Origin of the sequence: Gordonia liuliyuniae, assembly GCF_021739025.1 — a bacterium.
Classification (GTDB): domain Bacteria; phylum Actinomycetota; class Actinomycetes; order Mycobacteriales; family Mycobacteriaceae; genus Gordonia; species Gordonia liuliyuniae.
Genome location: NZ_JAKKOT010000002.1, coordinates 224,909 through 241,941, shown reverse-complemented (window position 1 = coordinate 241,941; position 17,033 = coordinate 224,909). Strand labels below are relative to the sequence as shown.

At 67.2% G+C, this 17,033-nt stretch carries 16 protein-coding genes and 1 riboswitch; of the genes, 11 read left to right on the top strand and 5 right to left on the bottom strand.

What is annotated here, in order from left to right:
- Positions 1 to 76: 76 nt before the first annotated feature.
- A complete protein-coding gene (locus L5G28_RS02175; protein ID WP_237000130.1) occupies positions 77 to 349 on the top strand; it encodes a DoxX-related protein in 273 nt (90 codons plus the stop codon).
- A 696-nt stretch (positions 350 to 1,045) separates the two neighbouring features.
- On the opposite strand, the gene L5G28_RS02170 is transcribed toward L5G28_RS02175, so the two are convergent.
- Positions 1,046 to 1,387 (bottom strand): hypothetical protein, encoded by a 342-nt coding sequence (locus L5G28_RS02170; protein ID WP_237000129.1) that lies wholly within the window; start codon positions 1,385 to 1,387, stop codon positions 1,046 to 1,048.
- A gap of 389 nt (positions 1,388 to 1,776) precedes the next feature.
- Positions 1,777 to 2,634: an LLM class flavin-dependent oxidoreductase gene (locus tag L5G28_RS02165; RefSeq protein ID WP_237000128.1), complete on the bottom strand. Its 858-nt coding sequence runs from the start codon at positions 2,632 to 2,634 to the stop codon at positions 1,777 to 1,779.
- Between the two features lie 225 nt (positions 2,635 to 2,859).
- Here L5G28_RS02165 and nhaA point away from each other — a divergent pair, with 225 nt between their 5' ends.
- Entirely contained in the window at positions 2,860 to 4,110 is a 1,251-nt protein-coding gene (gene nhaA / locus L5G28_RS02160) for a Na+/H+ antiporter NhaA (RefSeq protein WP_237000127.1), read from the top strand.
- A 29-nt stretch (positions 4,111 to 4,139) separates the two neighbouring features.
- Here the strand turns inward: nhaA and L5G28_RS02155 are convergent, their stop codons facing one another.
- From L5G28_RS02155 to L5G28_RS02145, 3 genes are read right to left on the bottom strand one after another with little or no spacing between them, the layout of a single operon-like run.
- Entirely contained in the window at positions 4,140 to 4,769 is a 630-nt protein-coding gene (locus tag L5G28_RS02155; RefSeq protein WP_237000536.1) for a TetR/AcrR family transcriptional regulator, read from the bottom strand.
- A 52-nt stretch (positions 4,770 to 4,821) separates the two neighbouring features.
- Entirely contained in the window at positions 4,822 to 5,817 is a 996-nt protein-coding gene (locus tag L5G28_RS02150) for an oxygenase MpaB family protein (RefSeq protein WP_237000126.1), read from the bottom strand.
- A gap of 29 nt (positions 5,818 to 5,846) precedes the next feature.
- Positions 5,847 to 7,721 (bottom strand): acyl-CoA dehydrogenase family protein, encoded by a 1,875-nt coding sequence (locus L5G28_RS02145; RefSeq protein WP_237000125.1) that lies wholly within the window; start codon positions 7,719 to 7,721, stop codon positions 5,847 to 5,849.
- 193 nt (positions 7,722 to 7,914) lie between these two features.
- A riboswitch (SAM riboswitch) is annotated at positions 7,915 to 8,004 on the top strand.
- A gap of 124 nt (positions 8,005 to 8,128) precedes the next feature.
- Between L5G28_RS02145 and L5G28_RS02140 the strand changes: the two genes are divergently transcribed.
- Genes L5G28_RS02140 through L5G28_RS02100 form a run of 9 tightly spaced genes read left to right on the top strand, consistent with a single transcriptional unit; the run spans position 8,129 to position 16,985 of the window.
- Positions 8,129 to 8,959 (top strand): 2OG-Fe(II) oxygenase, encoded by an 831-nt coding sequence (locus L5G28_RS02140; RefSeq protein WP_237000124.1) that lies wholly within the window; start codon positions 8,129 to 8,131, stop codon positions 8,957 to 8,959.
- Complete coding sequence (locus L5G28_RS02135) at positions 8,959 to 9,648, top strand: tRNA-dependent cyclodipeptide synthase (RefSeq protein ID WP_236996426.1); 690 nt, start codon at positions 8,959 to 8,961, stop codon at positions 9,646 to 9,648. The genes L5G28_RS02140 and L5G28_RS02135 overlap by 1 nt, the downstream gene beginning before the upstream one ends.
- Positions 9,645 to 11,018 carry an MFS transporter gene (locus L5G28_RS02130; protein ID WP_237000123.1) on the top strand — a complete coding sequence of 458 codons (1,374 nt, stop codon included), beginning with the start codon at positions 9,645 to 9,647 and terminating at the stop codon, positions 11,016 to 11,018. The genes L5G28_RS02135 and L5G28_RS02130 overlap by 4 nt, the downstream gene beginning before the upstream one ends.
- Positions 11,015 to 11,608 carry an LLM class flavin-dependent oxidoreductase gene (locus L5G28_RS02125; RefSeq protein WP_237000122.1) on the top strand — a complete coding sequence of 198 codons (594 nt, stop codon included), beginning with the start codon at positions 11,015 to 11,017 and terminating at the stop codon, positions 11,606 to 11,608. Before L5G28_RS02130 ends, L5G28_RS02125 begins: the two co-directional genes overlap by 4 nt.
- The gene (locus tag L5G28_RS02120; protein WP_308191943.1) at positions 11,599 to 12,132 is read left to right on the top strand and encodes an LLM class flavin-dependent oxidoreductase; all 534 of its coding nucleotides are present in this window, start codon (positions 11,599 to 11,601) and stop codon (positions 12,130 to 12,132) included. Before L5G28_RS02125 ends, L5G28_RS02120 begins: the two co-directional genes overlap by 10 nt.
- A 30-nt stretch (positions 12,133 to 12,162) precedes the next feature.
- Positions 12,163 to 13,746: an ABC transporter substrate-binding protein gene (locus L5G28_RS02115; RefSeq protein ID WP_237000121.1), complete on the top strand. Its 1,584-nt coding sequence runs from the start codon at positions 12,163 to 12,165 to the stop codon at positions 13,744 to 13,746.
- A complete protein-coding gene (locus tag L5G28_RS02110; RefSeq protein WP_237000120.1) occupies positions 13,743 to 14,708 on the top strand; it encodes an ABC transporter permease in 966 nt (321 codons plus the stop codon). Before L5G28_RS02115 ends, L5G28_RS02110 begins: the two co-directional genes overlap by 4 nt.
- On the top strand, positions 14,705 to 15,568 hold the full coding sequence (locus L5G28_RS02105; RefSeq protein ID WP_237000119.1) for an ABC transporter permease: 864 nt from the start codon (positions 14,705 to 14,707) through the stop codon (positions 15,566 to 15,568). Before L5G28_RS02110 ends, L5G28_RS02105 begins: the two co-directional genes overlap by 4 nt.
- Positions 15,561 to 16,985 carry an ABC transporter ATP-binding protein gene (locus tag L5G28_RS02100; protein ID WP_237000118.1) on the top strand — a complete coding sequence of 475 codons (1,425 nt, stop codon included), beginning with the start codon at positions 15,561 to 15,563 and terminating at the stop codon, positions 16,983 to 16,985. The genes L5G28_RS02105 and L5G28_RS02100 overlap by 8 nt, the downstream gene beginning before the upstream one ends.
- The last annotated feature ends 48 nt before the right edge of the window (positions 16,986 to 17,033 follow it).

Here is a 17,033-nt window from a genome sequence, read left to right as displayed (position 1 = left end):
CCTGATGTCGGTCCGAAGTTCGGGTAGACATGACACAACCGCCGTCGCCGACGGCGACATCGAAAGAGAGAACGTCATGTCTGAGTCGAACAGCCTCGTCACCCTGGCCGGGGTCGGCCTTGCCGCCACTGGTGTCGCGCACTTCGTCGTTCCTGATGCGTTCCGGGGGATCACCGAGGCGGCGTTCCCGGACGACGCCGCGACGGCCCTCAAGATCAACGGCGGACTCGAGACCGCGATCGGCACGGCCATCGCAGTTCCGCAGACGCGCAAGATCGGGTTCGTCGGACTCGGCCTCTACGGTGCCTACCTCGCCGTCAACATCGTGAAGGCACGCTCAGCAAACTGAGCTTGAGGCCACGAAGTCGTCCCCCACGCAAGAGTCTGGAAGCAATGCACTCGAAGCGCTGATCGCCGACATGGCCGACTACCCCTTGACCGTAAGGCTCGCGATGGTTCCCGCGACCCGCGCAGGCCCGACAATGCGCGATTGCTCTCCGACAGGGCAAGCGTCAGCCGTCAGCGCCTCAGCGGAGTCGTGGCCCATCTTGTCGCCGGCGAAAGGCAGGTCGACGGCGCCCGGGGATTCGCAGATGCAGATCAGCTAACGCTCCAACCTGCTCTAACGATGGGCGTCCCATCCTCTCTCAATTGACGGGTGTATATCGCAACCTCAGGGTCTCGGGCGACCATCAGGTCGTAGGCGCTCTGAGAAACAATTAGATCACCGTCCTTCTCCGCAAAATCGTCCTCCATGAACACGCCGTCTGCTACGAGTCGACGTAATTCGGGAAGGGATATTTCTATCTCGGGATCGGCGTGGCTCGAAACTAACGAAACCGCGGCCTCAAAATGGCAACCAGAGAATCCGTGCTCAACGACTAATTCTGCAAGTGGTTCAGTGAGGGCGTATATTCCGTACCTCCCGATTACCTCCCGTGGGGCGTGTAGTCGAGGTAGAATTCAGTAGTCGAACCGTCGATGACCCCCGGGCCGCCTGAACATTCGACATGAGCACTTGCGGCGTAATCTAGTCTGTAGAACGTCACTGTCCCGGTTGGTCCAGCATCGTCGAGCCCTCCAACACAAAACTATCCCACTCTGAAAGTAGCCGGAACATCCTCTCGGAAGCGACCAGTCGTTTCCGCCTGTCTAGGGCGAGGTCGTCGACCATTTCTACTCCCGTTGGGGTAATAAGTTCAAACTCGGTCCGCTTGATTGCATTGTCGGCAGGTACTAGATCGGAGATGCGGATAGATGCTGCTCCGAAACTAAATCCGGTAAACCCGCTCTGGCGAAGTTCTTCCGCAAACTCCCGTGTTACGGCATAAGCCCCAAACCTTCCGATCAGGGCGCCTGGCATATTCTCGTCGATATCAAACATCACGATGGGCTCTCCTCCGGCGTCAACTCTGGGAACGTCCGTGACGTCCGCGGCCGCAAAATTGAATAGGCGGAAATAGCTCAAGGGACTCAGACTCTTCGGATGATGGCCTGTCAGATTCCCTGCATAAGTCGATTCAGGACGATTCCGTCGGGTCCTAGTTCGCTTGCAGTCCCTGATATCGCCGGGTCACGATCGACCAGGACCTGATAGACGTCCTCGGACATTACTAGATTGTGGTCTTCACTCAACGAGATGTCGTCTTCCATGAACCTTCCGGTAACTACAAGCAGGACAACATCAGGAATGTCTACGCCTGAACACGGTCCCCGCCGGACCGTATCGCAAATGGATGATTTGCACCCGCTATACAGCGGACGTCGGGTCCGCAGTTACCGGACCGGACGACCGCTCAAGCGTGACGCCACGTCCTCCAGCACGGCGACGTCGCCGCGATAGGGATCGCAGGCGCGCGGCCAGTGGACGATCACGTCGCTGAAGCCGGTCGCGTCAGCGCGTCCGACGAGGTCGTCGAACGCGCCGACCGAGGTGAGTGGGGAGACGGGCGCGAAGTCGAGCGACAGATACGTGTCGAGGCTCCGCCCCGCGGCGGTCTCGAGGAGCAGGTCGCGATTGGCGGCGACGCTGGCGAACCACGCATCGAGCGTGTCTGCGGGCGAGCCGGTCGTCACCCAGCCGTCGCCGTTGCGGGCGGCGAACCGGACCGAACGAGGCCCGTTGCCCGCGAGGATGAGCGGTACCCGCGAACGGACCTCGCCGCCGACCAGACGCATCTCGTGCGTGGCGAAGAATTCACCGTCGACGGTGACGTGGTCGTCGCGCAGAGTGCGGTCGAGGACGCCGACGAACTCCTGGAAGCGGTCGACGCGTCGTCGCACAGACAACTCCGGCTGCCCCAGGAGCCCCGAGTCCGGCGATCCGCCGACACCCAGCCCGACGAGCAGCCGGTGCTCGGAGATGTCCGCGACGGTCTGGACCTCACGCGCGAACGCCGCCGGATGACGGAAGTTCGGCGACGCCACATACGTGCCGAGGCCGATGCGTGACGTGACACCGGCCGCCGCAGTCAATGTCGGCATACAAGAGAACCACCGGGAATCGGGGAGTCCGCCCCACACCAGGTGGTCGTATGTCCACGCGTGGTGAAATCCCATTTCCTCGGCGCGTTGCCACAACGGGCGGGCCGTACGCCACGGCATGTCGGGGAGGATGCAGATCCCGTATCGCATGGTGGCCAGAGTAGTCAGGCTCCGCGGAGTCCGCGGTACACCGTCACACCGACGAACGCGCCGAGGCGTACGCGTCCACGTACTTTGCGTCAGGTAGGAAGAGGACCGCTGCAGTAGACAACCGGCTACTGGCTGGATGGCGCTTCTCGCGGCCCGTAGGCTGAGACCTGGTGTGCCGGGAAGTCTGGTCGGCGTCTATGTCGTCGTACCGATTCGAGGAGCCTGATGCCCCACACCGACAGCCCCGTGGTCGGCCGCGTCTTCCAGCGTGGTCCCGTTGCCGAGACGCGACGAGTCATTGAGCTACTTCGCCGCGAGACGATCGGCGGGTTCTTGCTCGTCGCCGCTGCGATCGCCGCCATCGTCATGGCGAACACCCCGCTCGCTGACACCTACGAGAGCCTTCGCGACACCACGATCGGTTATGCGCCTTGGTATCTCGATTTGACGGTCGGGCAGTGGGCGTCGGACGGTCTGCTCGCGATCTTCTTCTTCCTCGTCGGACTGGAGTTGAAGCGAGAGATCGTCGCCGGGCAACTACGGTCGATACGCACCGCGATCGTTCCGGTGTTCGCCGCTGTCGGCGGCGTGGTTGTTCCCGCCTCCATCTATCTGGCGGTCAACTGGGGTCGTGACGGTGTCGATGGCTGGGCGATTCCGACCGCCACCGACATCGCGTTCGCGGTCGCTGTGCTCGCCGTCGTGGGACGCGGGCTGCCCGCTGCGCTTCGACTGTTCTTGCTGACGCTCGCTGTGGTCGATGACCTGATCGCTATCGCGATCATTGCAGTTGTTTACACCGAACAGGTGAAGCCGATCCCGTTGTTGGTCGCCATCGTGCCGATTGTGGTGTTCGCAGTGCTTGCGCACCGCTGGGCGGACTGGTTCTCGGAACGGCGCTGGGCGGCGTGGGTGGTGTTGCTCCCTCTCGGGGTGGTTGCCTGGGCGCTCGTGCACGCCTCCGGAATCCACGCCACGATCGCCGGAGTTGTGCTTGGTTTCATGGTCCCTGTTCGACGAGGCGGGGCCGGTCTCGCCGAGGAGTTCGAGCATCGGTTCCGCCCGATCTCGGCGGGGTTCGCGGTGCCTGCGTTCGCATTCTTGTCCGCGGGTGTGACGGTCGGCGGTCTCACAGGTTTGGGGAACATGTTCACAGACCCGATCGCGATCGGCGTCCTGCTCGGGCTCGTCGTCGGTAAGCCCGTCGGCATTGTGGCCGCTACGTGGCTGACGGTTCGCTACACGCGCAGTGAGCTTGACCCATCTGTCAGGTGGGGCGATCTCGCTTGCGTCGGAGCCCTCGCCGGTATCGGGTTCACCGTGTCGCTGCTGGTCGCTGAACTGAGTATTGGTGACGACATCACAGCCCTGGAACACGGTAAAACCGCGATCCTGATCGCATCGACCGCATCCGCGATCCTAGCCGGCACAGTCCTCGCAGCTCGGAATCGAAGGGCGTCGGGGCCCGTCGTCTAGTGAACGGTTCCCAGATGACGCGTACAGAGTCAGGCTCCGCGGAGTCCGCGGTACACCGCCGCGCCGACGAACGCGCCGAGGTCGTACGGCGTCCACGCGCCGTCGTCCGCCTCCCGTGATGCGAGCAGCGTCCGGACTGCTCCCTCGCCCGACGACACCCAGAACTCGACGAGTGCGGTCAGCTTTCGGTCTGCGTCCTGCGTCCCCCACGCGGTGAGCGTCGGCCGCAGAAGATCGCAGCAGCGGGCGAGCACGAATGCGCGGCCCCGACCGAACAGGTCCGTGACCTCCGCATCCGGGTTCCCGTACAGGAGCTGCCACGACTCCGGCCGCGCGTCGACCGCTTCGAGCAGCGACTGGAATCCTTCCACGAACACCGATTCGGTCGCGTCCACGCGGCGGTCGCGGAGAATGCTCGACAACGCTTCGCCGAGATACGTCTCCTCCCGAGCGATCAACGCGCCGAGTATCTCCGACCGGCTCGGGTAGGCGGCATACACGACCGGCCGTGTCACGTCGAGAGCCGATGCGACGGCGGCCATCGTCACCGATGAGATGCCGTCGCGGCTGGCGATCTCCAACGCCGCATCCAAGATCTGCGGACGGCGGCGGCCCGGACCGAGGTGCGGTGCACGCGTCCGTGACGTGCGAGAAACCACCGCCACACCCGCCTCCCGCTCGATTCGTCGAAGCAACCTCCAACCCTACGGTTCAGTGAGAAGCTCCGACTCCGTCGGGGTAGGGAGCAGATCCGACTCCGCCGGGGGCACCGAGGTACTTCGCGCGTGCATCGGCGACGGTCACCGTGTGCGCGAACATCGGTGTCCCCGCATGGCGATGCTGGCGGTACAGCCTGCCGGTCATCGGTCCGATCGCCTTCGACACGAGCCGGTCCATCAACTCCGGGCTTCGGGACATGCTGCTCACCGCGGCCCGCGTCGCTGCCCGGTAGGCGACGTCGACGGCGGCAGGCTGGTCGAACCCGCCGAGCGTCCGCATCCACTTCGGCAGCGTCGCGATTGCGGCTGGTGCGACGAGACGGCTCGACGCCCACACCCGCGGCCCGCGGTCGAGCGGCGTGTGCAGCAGGTAGTGCATGCCGCGTCGGGCGCGTTCGGATACGCACAGAGTCGGCCGGACCGACTCGAAGTAGTCGTGCACTTCGTCGCGCGACGTCGGCACGTCCGATGGGCGACACGTCTGCAACTCGGCGGCCACCACGCAGTCGGCCCAGAACCGCTGCTCCTCGTCCGGCGTCAACGCGCCCGGCCCGTACATCTCGTAGCACTTGAGGACCGAATGCCAGCCCGTCACGTGGATCCACAGCTGCGACGCGGGATTGTTCGCGCTGTACCGTTTCCCGGCGATCGGCTCGATCCCGGTGGACACCGCGTGCACCTTCATCAGATGGTCGGCGGCAGTCACCGCCATCCGGCTGTCGCCGACCGCGGCGATCAGGAAGTACGCAAACGTATGGTCCAGCCTCCCGTACGGGTCGCTGTAGATGCCGCCGACGTCGGCGACCGACGCCGTCAGATCGGGATCGAAGTGTTCGAGCGTGACGGCTCGCTGGAAGCCGATCAACGCGGTCGGCGACGTCCACACCTTCCAGGTGGGGGAGTCGGGGCCGAAGAAGCCGTAGTCGGTCTCCCGCAGCGGCATCGTCGGGTCGCTGAATGCGGGGCGTGACGGACTCTGGGTAGTCATGGATTCTCCGATGGTCAGGGTGTGATGGGTCAGGGCTTCATCGTGTAGGCGCCCGCGAGGCCGCGCGCCCGTTCCAAGACTCGGTCGGCCCGGTCGAGGTCGGCGACCGGACGTCGGACGAGGTCGAGCGCCCGCGACTGCTGCATCGGGGTCGCCGTCGGCTTCCCGTGCAGGGTCACCGCGTGCCGGGAGAACTCGCGGACAAAGATGTCGAAGAGATGGTCGAGCACATCGGTGTCCGCGCCTTCGATCCGCGACTGTTCCAGTACGAGCTGTGCGTACGGGATCAGCGTGAACAGCTCGCCGATCGCGAACAGGAAGTCGACGTCACTGCGCTGGTCGGCTGTCGGCTCTGCGGCCGCGAGCAGCGCTTGGAAGGCGAGTGCCTGCTCGGTGAAGACCGCGACGTTCGGGATGTGTGCGAACTCGGTGAACACCGGTCGCCAGTCGGGGAACGTGATTGCGCCGAGCCCCGAGCTCGGCCCCTGGTGGAACAGAAACGAGTCGTCGGCGGCGTCGCGTCGTACCGGGACGCGACGCACCGTGGCCTTGGCCGTCTCGGAACGCAGCCGCGGCACCACGCCCGCCGCCCGCTGTCCCGCCCAGCGCAGCGCCCCGGTCAACGGTGCGACGGCCGGAACATGCTTGAGGGCCAGCAGCCCGACGTCGGTCGGACTGAACATGTAGGCGGGCATGAACTTCAGCGACAACGCCATGTTCACGTGGACGGTGCCCTCCAGGCGGGGCAGCCCGAACATCGAGGTGAGGCCGTTCGGGAACATCATGTCGTTCTCGAAGCCGCGCGCCGCGATCACGTCCGCGATGTCCTCGTACACCTTCTGTCCGGCACGGGTCACCGACATCTTCTCGATCGCGCTGATCAACAGGTATCGACGATCGTCGCGGTTGGCCGACCGCATGTAGTCGACGGCGCGCTCGCTGAACAGCTTCATCCCGGCCAGGCGCGCGTAACTGTCGGACACGAGGGCCTTCACCTGAGGGAACTCAGTCACCCGGTGACCGAAGAGGATGCGGTTGTCGGCGTGCGTCAACGCCTCGAACATCGCGTTCTCGCACGCGCCCACAGCCCCGAAACCCAGGTTGAACTTTCCGACGTTCACCGTGTTCATCGCCGCGTCGAAGGCGGCGCGGCCGGTGTGGAGCACGTCGTCGGACGCGACTGGATAGTCGTGCAGATCGAACGCCGCGACGTACATCTGCGAGTCGACGACGTTCTTGTGCAGCCGGTAGTTCGCGTGCTGCGAGTCGGCCGCGAAGAACATGTAGCCGGCGTACTCGTCGTCGGAGATCCGGCGGGTGGAGTCCGCAGAGTCGATGACGGGTGTGTCGGACCGTCGCCCGAACACCGACACCATCCGCGCCTGGTTGCCGTTGCCGATGTAGTACTTGCCGCCGTTCGCGGTGAATCCGCCGTCGCCGGGTTCGAGCAGCATGTCGGTGGAGTAGACGTCCGCGCCGTGCTCCTTCTCCGACAATCCGAACGCGAAGATGTCGCCGTCGTCCAGGAGGGCCGCCGCACGCTTCTTCGCGGCCGCATTGGTGCTCTGCCAGATCGGCATCAGACCAAGCACGGTGACCTGCCATACGTACCAGTACTGCATGCCGTAGAAGCCGAGGATCTGACTCATCCGGGCGTTGCGCGCGGTGTCCCACCGCTTGTCGCGATCGCCGTCGGCGAGTGCCTTCGGTGTCAGGAAAGTGGCGAACACCCGCTCGCGCCGGTTGAAGTCGAGGAAGTCCTGGTACCAGACCCGGTCTCGGGTGTCGGCAAGCAGCCGTGCCTTGCCGAGGTCCTCGAAGTAGTCGACGGTCTTGCGCAGGATGCGCTGCGTCGCAGTGTCGAACTCGTCGAACGTGTGCGTCGTCGGATTGAAGATCTCCATGGTGCCCTTCTCAGATTCCTACGGTGGTGTAGGACCATTTCCTACATGAACGTAGCATTCTGTTCCGACGGTGAGAAGACCCTCGATTACGTGCGCGCCGATTAATAGGCTCCGACCTGCGCGGGAATCCGGCGAGCGCGGTATCGGCCATTGATGGGAAAGCAGTGCCGCGCATAGGTTTCCAATGCACAGACATTCATCACGAGCGGCCGAGAGACTGGCTCTTTGACGCCGCAGCAACCGTGGATCCTCCACCAGGTGCTAATGCCAGAGACGATGAACCCGCCACCGGGCGACTCTGCCGGTTCTTCGCCCGCTCGTGATCGATCGACGTGTGGCGGTCCAGGCCCCTGGGCCGATCGAGATCGAACGAAGTCCGGCGACGGTCCGGACAGGGGAGGTGCACGATGACCACGACATTCGATACCCGGGTAGACGGCCCGGGCGGGACCGCCGACGGGCATCCGCGCGTCGCGACCACGGCGGCGGACGACTTCTCCGCCGACCATCTGCTTCAGTTGCTCAAAGGCGACGTCTACGCCGTGCGGGTTCCGGGGCTGATCGATGCCGACGCCCTCGACGGGCTGCGCAGGGTGTTCGTCGGACGGGACGATCATGGACCGCTCGCTACTGACCCACAGTTCAGGCGCATCGGACATGCGTTCTCCGAGACCGGTCCGGGGCGGGAGGCCGAGTACTTCGACGAAGCGGCGGGCCACCGGCGTTCGCTGCGATCGCTCGCTGCGCCTTACCCGTACCCGTCCGACAGCGTTCGGCTCCTGCTCGACGAGACCTGGCCGTTCGGAGCCACCCTCCTCGAGTCTGAGAGTCGCAAGTTCTTCGCGGGCGTCGTCCGCTACCAGCAGGCGGGCGTCGACCTGGAGCCTCACACCGACAACGTCCAACGCAACCTGCCGGACGGGGGCCTCGGGATCCGCAGGCAGCTGTCGGTGAACGTGTACCTCGACGTGCCGGACGTCGGCGGCGAACTCGAGATCTGGGATTCGTTCCCCACCGAAGACGACTACCGCGAGCTGTCCGGCGGGCGTGCCTGGGGCGTCGACCGGAGCATCGTCGGCGAGCCCGCGGTGACGGTGAAGCCGACTGTGGGGGAGGCGATTTTCATCGATCCACGCAGAGTCCATGCGGTCGCGCCGTCCGCCGATCGGCCTCGCGTGACGATCGGACTCTTCATCGGTGTCCGTGCCGACGAGCAACCGCTGGCGGTGTGGAGCTGATGTCCGTCGCCACCGCAGACGCACCCGTCGGCTCGGTGTCGCACAAGGCGGCATTCGATCTCAAAGGGCTGCACTACGACTACTCGGGCCGCTCGACGATCCTGCTGGTCAGCGTCGGAGCCGATTACCATGAGGGGGAGAAGCTCGGCGCGACGATCGATCTGCTCAACCGAAGCGGATTCGGACGCGTCACCGTCGCCGTCGCCGACACACTGCAACGGCACAACCTCGACGCTGACCCGGGTAGCGCGTACCGCTTCTCGCGCCGTCGCGGCGACCAGTGGCTGGCCCGCAACCGCCGGTTGCTCGACCTTCTCACCGCCGACGTCGACATTTTGCGCTGGGACGCCGCACTCAGCGACCCGGACTATCCGCGGGCACTCGACCGAGTGCGCGCCGCATACGCGTCCGACGCCGCATACGCGTCTGCGATCGACACGACCATCGATCGGTTCGTCGCGCGCCGCGGTGACGACCTCCCCGACGAGGAACGTGTTCGCACCGGCTGCCGCACCTACCTCCTCGAGGAGGTCCCGATCATTCAACCGCTGTGGGCCGCGCAAGGGTACGACTTCGTCGTGTATCCGCAGCAGATCTCGACCGCGATGCAGGCGACTCGAGACCTGTTCGTCGAGAGCGGTGCGGCGTGGTTGCCGTTGCGGTTCAAGAAACGGCGGTCGGCGCGATGAGTGTGGCGCAGGCCGATGTGAGTGTCGGACGCCGTACCGGAGGATTCATCGGGTTGGCGACGGCGTCGTTCCTCGGGTGCATCGATCTGACGATCGTATCGACGGCTCTGCCGTCGATCACCCGAGAGCTCGGAACCACGATCGGCACCAGTCAGCTCGTGCTGAGCGGATTCCTGACCGCGCTCGCGATGTTCATGGTGACCGCCGGGCGTCTCGGCGACCGGCGCGGGCGCCGCTCGGTGCTGCTCGTCGGGCTCGCAGTGTTCGTCGTCGCGTCCGTCGGCGCCGCGCTAGCGCCTGGCATCGGGTGGCTCATCGCCGCGCGGTTCGTCCAGGGTGCGGCGTGCGCGGTGCTGTACACGGGCACGTCCACACTGGTGGAACAGCTGTTCCCGGAGGGAGAGCGTGGACGTGCCGTGGGGTGGCTGTATGCGGTGAACGGTGTCGGGCTGGCGATCGGACCGGTGCTGGGCGGGCTCCTTGTGCCCGCTTTCGGCTGGGGAGCGGTCTTCTGGATCAACGTCCCGTTCGGGCTGGCGGCGATCGCGTTGATCCTCGCGGCGGTCCCGTCGCCGGCCCCGAGGTCGACCACCGCTCTGGACGTGCCGGGCCAGGCGCTCCTGGCGGTGACAGTCGCCGCGGTGGTCGCGTTCGTGTCCCTGCCGGAGACGATTGGGTGGATCAGTGCTCCCGTCCTCGTCGCCGCCGCGATCGCCGCGGTCGGCGTGATCGCACTGGTGGCCGTCGAACGGCGGGCCGACGATCCACTGTTGCGCATCGACCTGTTCGCACACCCACGTTTCCGCGCGGCCCTGCTGTCGGACTTCTTTCTGGCCGCGTTCTATGCATCGGCGCTTTTGGTGCTACCTCCGTACCTGGCCGACCGACACGGTCTGAGCGACCCGGCGATCGGCGGATCATTGTTGCTGGTGAGTGGGACGATGGCGGTGACGTCGCCCCACGTCGGAAGGTGGGTCGACAAGGCCGGCCCCGCCGGACCGCTGCGGTACGGGTTCGCGGCATTGGCGGTCACTGCGGGCGCCGTCCTGGTCGGCGCGTCGACCGGATCGCTCGTCACGCTCCTCGTCGGCTTCGTGTTCTTCGGACTGGGCTGGGCGTTGATCCTCGCACCGGCAACCCTCGCCGCTCTGTCCGCGGTGCCTGCAGCCGAGTCCGGGTTCGCCATCGGCGCGTCCTGGACATTCCACAACCTCGGCGGGGCACTAGGCGCCGCCGTCGCCGCCGCGCTCTATGCGTCGTCGGACGCCGACCGGGGGCTCCTCTATGCGGGAGTGTTTCTGCTGGTCGGCGCGCTGATCGCGTGGGCTGCCAACTTGGTGATAGGACGAGGCGAAGGAGCCCCGGCATGACCGAACTCGGAGTTTTGGATCTCGTCCCGATCCGGGCGGGAGGCACCGCACGGGAGGCGCTCGACGACACCGTCGACCTGGCTCGCCGCGCAGAGGAGTTCGGCTACCGGCGCTACTGGCTGGCCGAACACCACTTCGCGGCGCTCGCCTCGTCTGCGCCGGCGGTGGTCGCGGCACACGTGCTCGCCGCGACGTCGACGATTCGGGTCGGGGCCGGAGCGGTCCAACTCAGCCAACGCGTCGCCTCGCGCGTCGCTGAGGAGTGGGGCACGCTCGCGGTACTCCATCCAGGGCGCGTGGACGTCGGGCTCGGGCGCAGCGCGGGCCGCGCCGGGCAGTACCGCGACGCGCTGCGCAGGCAGGGAACGCCGGACACGCCTGCGAAGGTCGACCACCCGGTGGTCGACGGAGTCGTCCTCCCGGAACCGCGCGACCTGCGCGGACTGGTCGACTCGCCGCGGACGGCGACCGCGCTCGCGGTAGTCTCACCGCCCGGCGACGCGCCGGACTACGAGACGCAGGTGCGTAGCGTCCTGCATCTGATCGCGGGGACGTTCACCCCGCAGGGCTCGACGAACCGCTGCATCTGACGCCGGGCGAGGGGACCGATCTGCTGCCCTGGATCCTGGGCAACTCGCCTGGAGTCAGCGCACGGCTCGCCGGTCGGCTCGGGCTGCCGTTCGCCGCCAACTATCACCTCGCGCCCGGCAAGACGGTTGAAACCGCCCGCGCCTATCGTGAGGCATTCACGCCCGGTGTTCTCGACGAGCCGTATCTCGCGGTCTCGGCCGACGTGCTCGCCGCGCCGACCACCGGCGACGCAGAACGCCAGGCTCGCTCGTTCCTGCCGTGGGTCGACGCGGTGGCCCGCGGACGCGGAGCCGTGCCGGTGCCCGATCCCGCCTCGGTGTCGGACGCCGACTCCGTAAAGCTCACCGCCCGGCACTCGGCTCGTGTGGCGACCCGTTTCGTCGGGGACCCCGACCATGTCGTCGGCCGTCTACGCGCGCTGGCCGCGCTGACCGGTGCCGACGAACTCGTCCTCACCACCCTGACGCACCGACACGACGACCGCGTCCAATCCCACCGCCTCATCGCCGACGCCTGGCGCTGACGGCCTTCCACGAGAAGAGAATTCGATCCAATGAAAACCATTACCAGAGTGGCGGCCGCCGTCCTCGCCGTCTCGACGGCGGTCGGACTCGCCGCCTGTGCGGACGACGCGGCCGACTCGGACACCCTCCGCTACGGGCTGTCGTCCGCGCCGAGCTGCGCCGACCCGGCCCAGGCGAGCACCAACCAGACGGTGAACGTCGCGCGACAGGTGGCCGACTCGCTTCTCGACCAGGATCGACGGACCGGCGAGTTGAAGCCGTGGCTCGCCGAACGCTACGAGGCGTCCCCGGGCGGCCGAAGCTTCACCTTCACCCTCCGCGACGACGTGACGTTCAGCGACGGTACGCCCCTCACCTCCGACGTCGTGAAGAAGAACTTCGACGCCCTCACCTCTGACGAGTCGACGTCGACGCGGACCCTTCAGGCGTCCGGATTCCTGCTCGGCTACGAACGGACGGATACCCCAGACCCGCGGACCGCCGTCGTCCGGTTCGCCGACCCGAACGTGCAGTTCTTGCAGGCGGCAGCCACCACCCAGCTCGGGATTCTCGCGCCCTCGACCGTCGCGCGGTCGTTCGACGAACGCTGCTCCGGCACCGCGGTGATCGGCAGCGGGCCGTACACGTACTCCGGATGGGAGCAAGATCGTTCGGCGACGCTGACCCGCCGGGACGGCTACGGGTGGGCCCCCGACGTCGGTCTCACGACGGCGCGATATCGGACAGTCGAATTCAGCGTCGTCCCCGAATCCGGGGTCCGGGCGGGAAGCATCGGATCCGGCCAGTTGGATGCCGTCGCCGATCCTCAGCCGCAGGACCGGGAAGTGTTGGAATCAGCCGGTGCGACGCTGACCTCCCGACCGAACCCGGGACTGCCGTACGTCTTGCAGCCGAATGCGTCCCGCGGGGTGCTCGCCGACCGCGAGGTGCGGCAGGCCGTCACCACGGCGTTGAACCGGCCCGAGTTGGTCGAGACCGCGCTCGGTGACGGGTTCACCCCGGCGACCAGCGTTCTCGCCTCGACGACGCCCGGCTATCGGGCTGACCCGCGGGTCCGGTACGACGTCGCGGCGGCGAAGAAGACCCTCGATGCCGCAGGCTGGCGGGCGACGGGCGACGGGATTCGCGAGAAGGGCGGCAGGAGGCTGGCGTTCGACGTGATCTATTCGCCAGAGTTCTACGGCAACAAGCCGATCCTAGAACTCGTGCAGCGTCAACTCGCCGCCGTCGGCATCGACCTGTCGATCACCGCTTTGTCGAACGACGACTTCCTTTCGCGGCGCAGCGCAGGCGACTTCGACGCCGTCTACTACAACGTGACCAGGGCCGACCCGGACATCCTTCGTTCGCGCCTGGGCGCCGACGGCACCAACTATTCGCAGCGGGGCTTCGATCCCCAGATCGATCCGCTGCTGTCGCAGCAGGCGGGGACGGCCGATCGTGCACAGCGACTCAAGATCGTCGACACCCTGCAGGCTCGTCTCGTAGATGCGGGCTATGCGATCCCCGTCGTCGAACTGTCGCAGGTCGCGGCGGTCGCATCCGGTTTCGGCGGCGTCGGATTCGACGCGTCGGGCGTCCTGCGTCTGCAGTTCCCGAACGGTGCGTCGTGAGTCCAGGGCCGGCGAGCAGGCGACTCGTGCTCCGCGTCGGCGGGCGTCTTGCCGTCGGCGCCGCGGTGGTGTGGGCGGTGTTCACCGTGGTCTTCGGGATCCTGCGGGTACTGCCGGGCGACCCGGTGTCGTTGGCGGCGAACGCGGACGCATCGGGCGCGCCGCCGTCGCCCGCGGCGATAGCGGCGTTGCGCGCGCAGTACGGCCTCGACCGGCCGTTGTGGCAGCAGTACTTCGCAGCATGGGGCGACTTCGTCCGCGGCGACTGGGGGACGTCGGTCGTCACCGGCCGGCCGGTCACGACGTCACTGCTCGAAGCACTGCCATCTACCGCGACGCTCGCCGCCGCAGCGCTGGCGCTCGGCGCGCTGGCGGCGTTCGCACTCGCGTACATCGCGACCTACCGACCGGACGGTGTGCTGGCCCGTGCCGTCGGTCAGATCCCGTCGGTGCTGGTCTCGATGCCGACCTTCGCCGTCGGTCTGGTGCTGATTCAGGTGTTCGCGTTCGGTCTCCGTCTTCTGCCGGGATTCGGCGACGATGGGTTCGCAGCGCTCGTGCTGCCCGCGGTGACCTTGGCGGTGCCGGTGGCCGGATACCTCGGCCAGGTGATGGCGGCCGGGATGAGGGAGGCCGCCGACCAGCCGTTCGTCGAGGTCGCCCGGGCGAAGGGCGCGTCGGACGCCGTGGTGCACCTGCGGCACGTTGCGCCCGCTGCGGCGCTGCCCGCATTATCGGCGTTGGGCGTACTCGTCGGGTCCGCGCTCGCGGGCGCGGTCGTCGTCGAGACCGTGTTCTCGCGGGCCGGCCTCGGCCGGCTCACCCAACAGGCGCTCACCGCACACGACGGACCGGTGATGCTCGCCGTGGTCGTCGTGTCTGCGGCGGTCTTCGTGGTGGTGACGTTGATCGTCGACCTGGTCGGACCGCTCGTCGACCCGAGGGCGAGGGGCGCGGCATGATCGATCTCGTCGGAGACCGCCTGCTCACGCCCCGAAAGGGGCGGATCCGGTTCGGGAAGCATCCGATGCCTCCGCTCGGGGCCGTCGCCGCGGTCGGAGTCCTCGTAACGGTACTTGCCGCCGCCGTCGTACCCGGACTCCTGACCCGGACGGACCCGGTGGCGGTGGCGCCCCGCGAACGACTGAGGGCGCCGAGCGTCAGCCACGTGTTCGGTACCGACCAACTCGGGCGTGACGTGTTCGCCAGAATCGTCCACGGGACCGGAGCCTCGCTGTCGGCGGCGCTCATCGCCGTAGCGATCGCGATCATCGGTGGATCGCTGATCGGCGTCGCCACCGGTTATCTCGGAGGATGGACGGACCGGGTCGGCATGCGGCTGGTGGACGTGCTGCTCGCCGTTCCCGGCCTCTTGCTGTCGATGACGGTGGTCGCGGCGACCGGTGGTGGAACGGTCGAACTCGGTGTCGCGGTCGGTATCGCCGGGGTGGCTGGAGCCGCCCGCGTGGTCCGGTCCAGAACCCTCCAGTTACGAGCGTCGCCGTTCGTCGAAGCGGCACTGGTCAGCGGTTGGCGGAAGCCGACCGTCGTCGCCCGGCACGTGCTGCCGCATCTGTGGCCGACAGCGGCGGCCGTCGCATCCGTCGAGTTCGGTCAGGCGGTCCTCGCCGTCGCAGCACTCGGATTCCTCGGGTTCGGTCCCCCGCCGCCCGCCCCGGAATGGGGCGCGATGGTCGCCGAGGGTCGAGCCTTCCTCGCCGCGTCGTGGTGGCTGACCGTCGTCCCAGCGGTGGTGATCACGCTGGTCGTGCTCGCGGCGTATCGACTCTCGCGCATCGTGGACGGAGGCCATCGTGCTTGAGATCGAGCGACTGAACGTGTCTGTCGGGGCCACTGTCGTCCTCCGTGACATCGAGCTGACAGTTGGGGCGGGGGAGGTCGTCGCGGTGGTCGGCGCGTCCGGCAGTGGAAAGTCGACGCTCGCGCGCACTGTGCTCGGGTTGCACGGGCCGCGCACACGGCTGTCGGCTGGACGGTTGCGGCTCGCGGGAGACGATCTGCCGAGTCCCGGCTCCGCAGCGTGGCGGTCGGTGCGCGGCAGGCGGGTCGGCTACGTGCCGCAGGATCCGGGAAATTCGTTGAATCCGGTGCGGCGCATCGACAGTCAGGTCCGTGAAGCGCTGCGATTGGCTGGGCGCCCGGCCGGTGGTGCGGCGGTTCCCGAACGGCTCGCCGAGGTGGGCCTGCCGGACGGGGCGCTCGCCCGACGGTATCCGCACGAACTGTCGGGCGGTCAACGACAGCGCGTGCTGATCGCGATGGCGCTGGCGGGCCGCCCGGGACTCCTCGTCGCCGACGAGCCGACGAGCGCACTCGACGCCGACGTCGCCGATCAGGTTCTCGAAGCGCTCACGGCGGGCGTCGCCGACGGCGCGGGCCTGCTGTTGATCACTCACGATCTCGCCGTGGCTGCTGAGCGAGCCGATCGCATCGTGGTATTCGACGACGGCCGGGTTGTCGAGACCGCATCCTCGACGGGCGTGCTCGACTCCCCGAAGAGCGCCGCCGCTCGCGCGCTGAAGGACTCCCTGCCGGGCGGCAGGCGGCCGCCCCGGGCTCCGACGCCGCGCGAACCGGTGCTGAGCGTGCAGTCGGTGACCAAGAAGTTCGGCAGTACGACTGCGCTCGCCGACGTCGATCTGACCGTGTCTCGCGGGGAGACGGTCGCCGTCGTCGGGCCGTCGGGATCTGGCAAGTCGACGCTGGCTCGCGTGCTGGTCGGGTTGACCTCGCCGGATGCGGGTTACGTCGAGACAGCCGACGGCGCGCGGACACAGCTCGTGTCACAGAACCCGTTCTCGGCGTTGGAGCCGAGGTGGTCGGTGGCTCGGATCATCGAGGAGTCGCTGCACCCGGCGCTCGGGCTGTCGACAACTCAGCGCGCCGCGCGGGTGGCGCAAGTCCTCGACGAGGTCGGCCTGGACGCGTCGTTCGCCGATCGGCGACCGCACCAACTGTCCGGCGGGCAGAGCCAGCGTGTCGCGATAGCCAGGGCACTCGCGCCGAACCCGGCGGTCGTCGTGCTCGATGAGGCGGTGTCGGCGCTCGACGTCGTGTCGCAGGCTCGGGTCCTCGACGTTCTGGCCGGTCTGCAGACGACACACGACGCGGCGTTTGTTTTCGTAACGCATGACCGCGCTGTCGCCGCCGATATCGCGCACCGCACGGTCGAGGTGGTCGACGGTCGGGTGCGGGAGGTAGACGAAGCGGCGTCCTGACCGGTTCGGTTGCCGATCCCAGACCACTTCTGTACACATGTACATGTA

Excerpts from the sequence above, each read along its gene's own strand:
- L5G28_RS02175 (WP_237000130.1), top strand. The coding sequence starts at position 77 with ATGTCTGAGTCGAACAGCCTCGTCACCCTGGCCGGGGTCGGCCTTGCC.
- L5G28_RS02165 (WP_237000128.1), bottom strand. The coding sequence starts at position 2,634 with ATGCGATACGGGATCTGCATCCTCCCCGACATGCCGTGGCGTACGGCC.
- nhaA (WP_237000127.1), top strand. The coding sequence starts at position 2,860 with ATGCCCCACACCGACAGCCCCGTGGTCGGCCGCGTCTTCCAGCGTGGT.
- L5G28_RS02150 (WP_237000126.1), bottom strand. The coding sequence starts at position 5,817 with ATGACTACCCAGAGTCCGTCACGCCCCGCATTCAGCGACCCGACGATG.
- L5G28_RS02145 (WP_237000125.1), bottom strand. The coding sequence starts at position 7,721 with ATGGAGATCTTCAATCCGACGACGCACACGTTCGACGAGTTCGACACT.
- L5G28_RS02140 (WP_237000124.1), top strand. The coding sequence starts at position 8,129 with ATGACCACGACATTCGATACCCGGGTAGACGGCCCGGGCGGGACCGCC.
- L5G28_RS02135 (WP_236996426.1), top strand. The coding sequence starts at position 8,959 with ATGTCCGTCGCCACCGCAGACGCACCCGTCGGCTCGGTGTCGCACAAG.
- L5G28_RS02130 (WP_237000123.1), top strand. The coding sequence starts at position 9,645 with ATGAGTGTGGCGCAGGCCGATGTGAGTGTCGGACGCCGTACCGGAGGA.
- L5G28_RS02125 (WP_237000122.1), top strand. The coding sequence starts at position 11,015 with ATGACCGAACTCGGAGTTTTGGATCTCGTCCCGATCCGGGCGGGAGGC.
- L5G28_RS02115 (WP_237000121.1), top strand. The coding sequence starts at position 12,163 with ATGAAAACCATTACCAGAGTGGCGGCCGCCGTCCTCGCCGTCTCGACG.
- L5G28_RS02105 (WP_237000119.1), top strand. The coding sequence starts at position 14,705 with ATGATCGATCTCGTCGGAGACCGCCTGCTCACGCCCCGAAAGGGGCGG.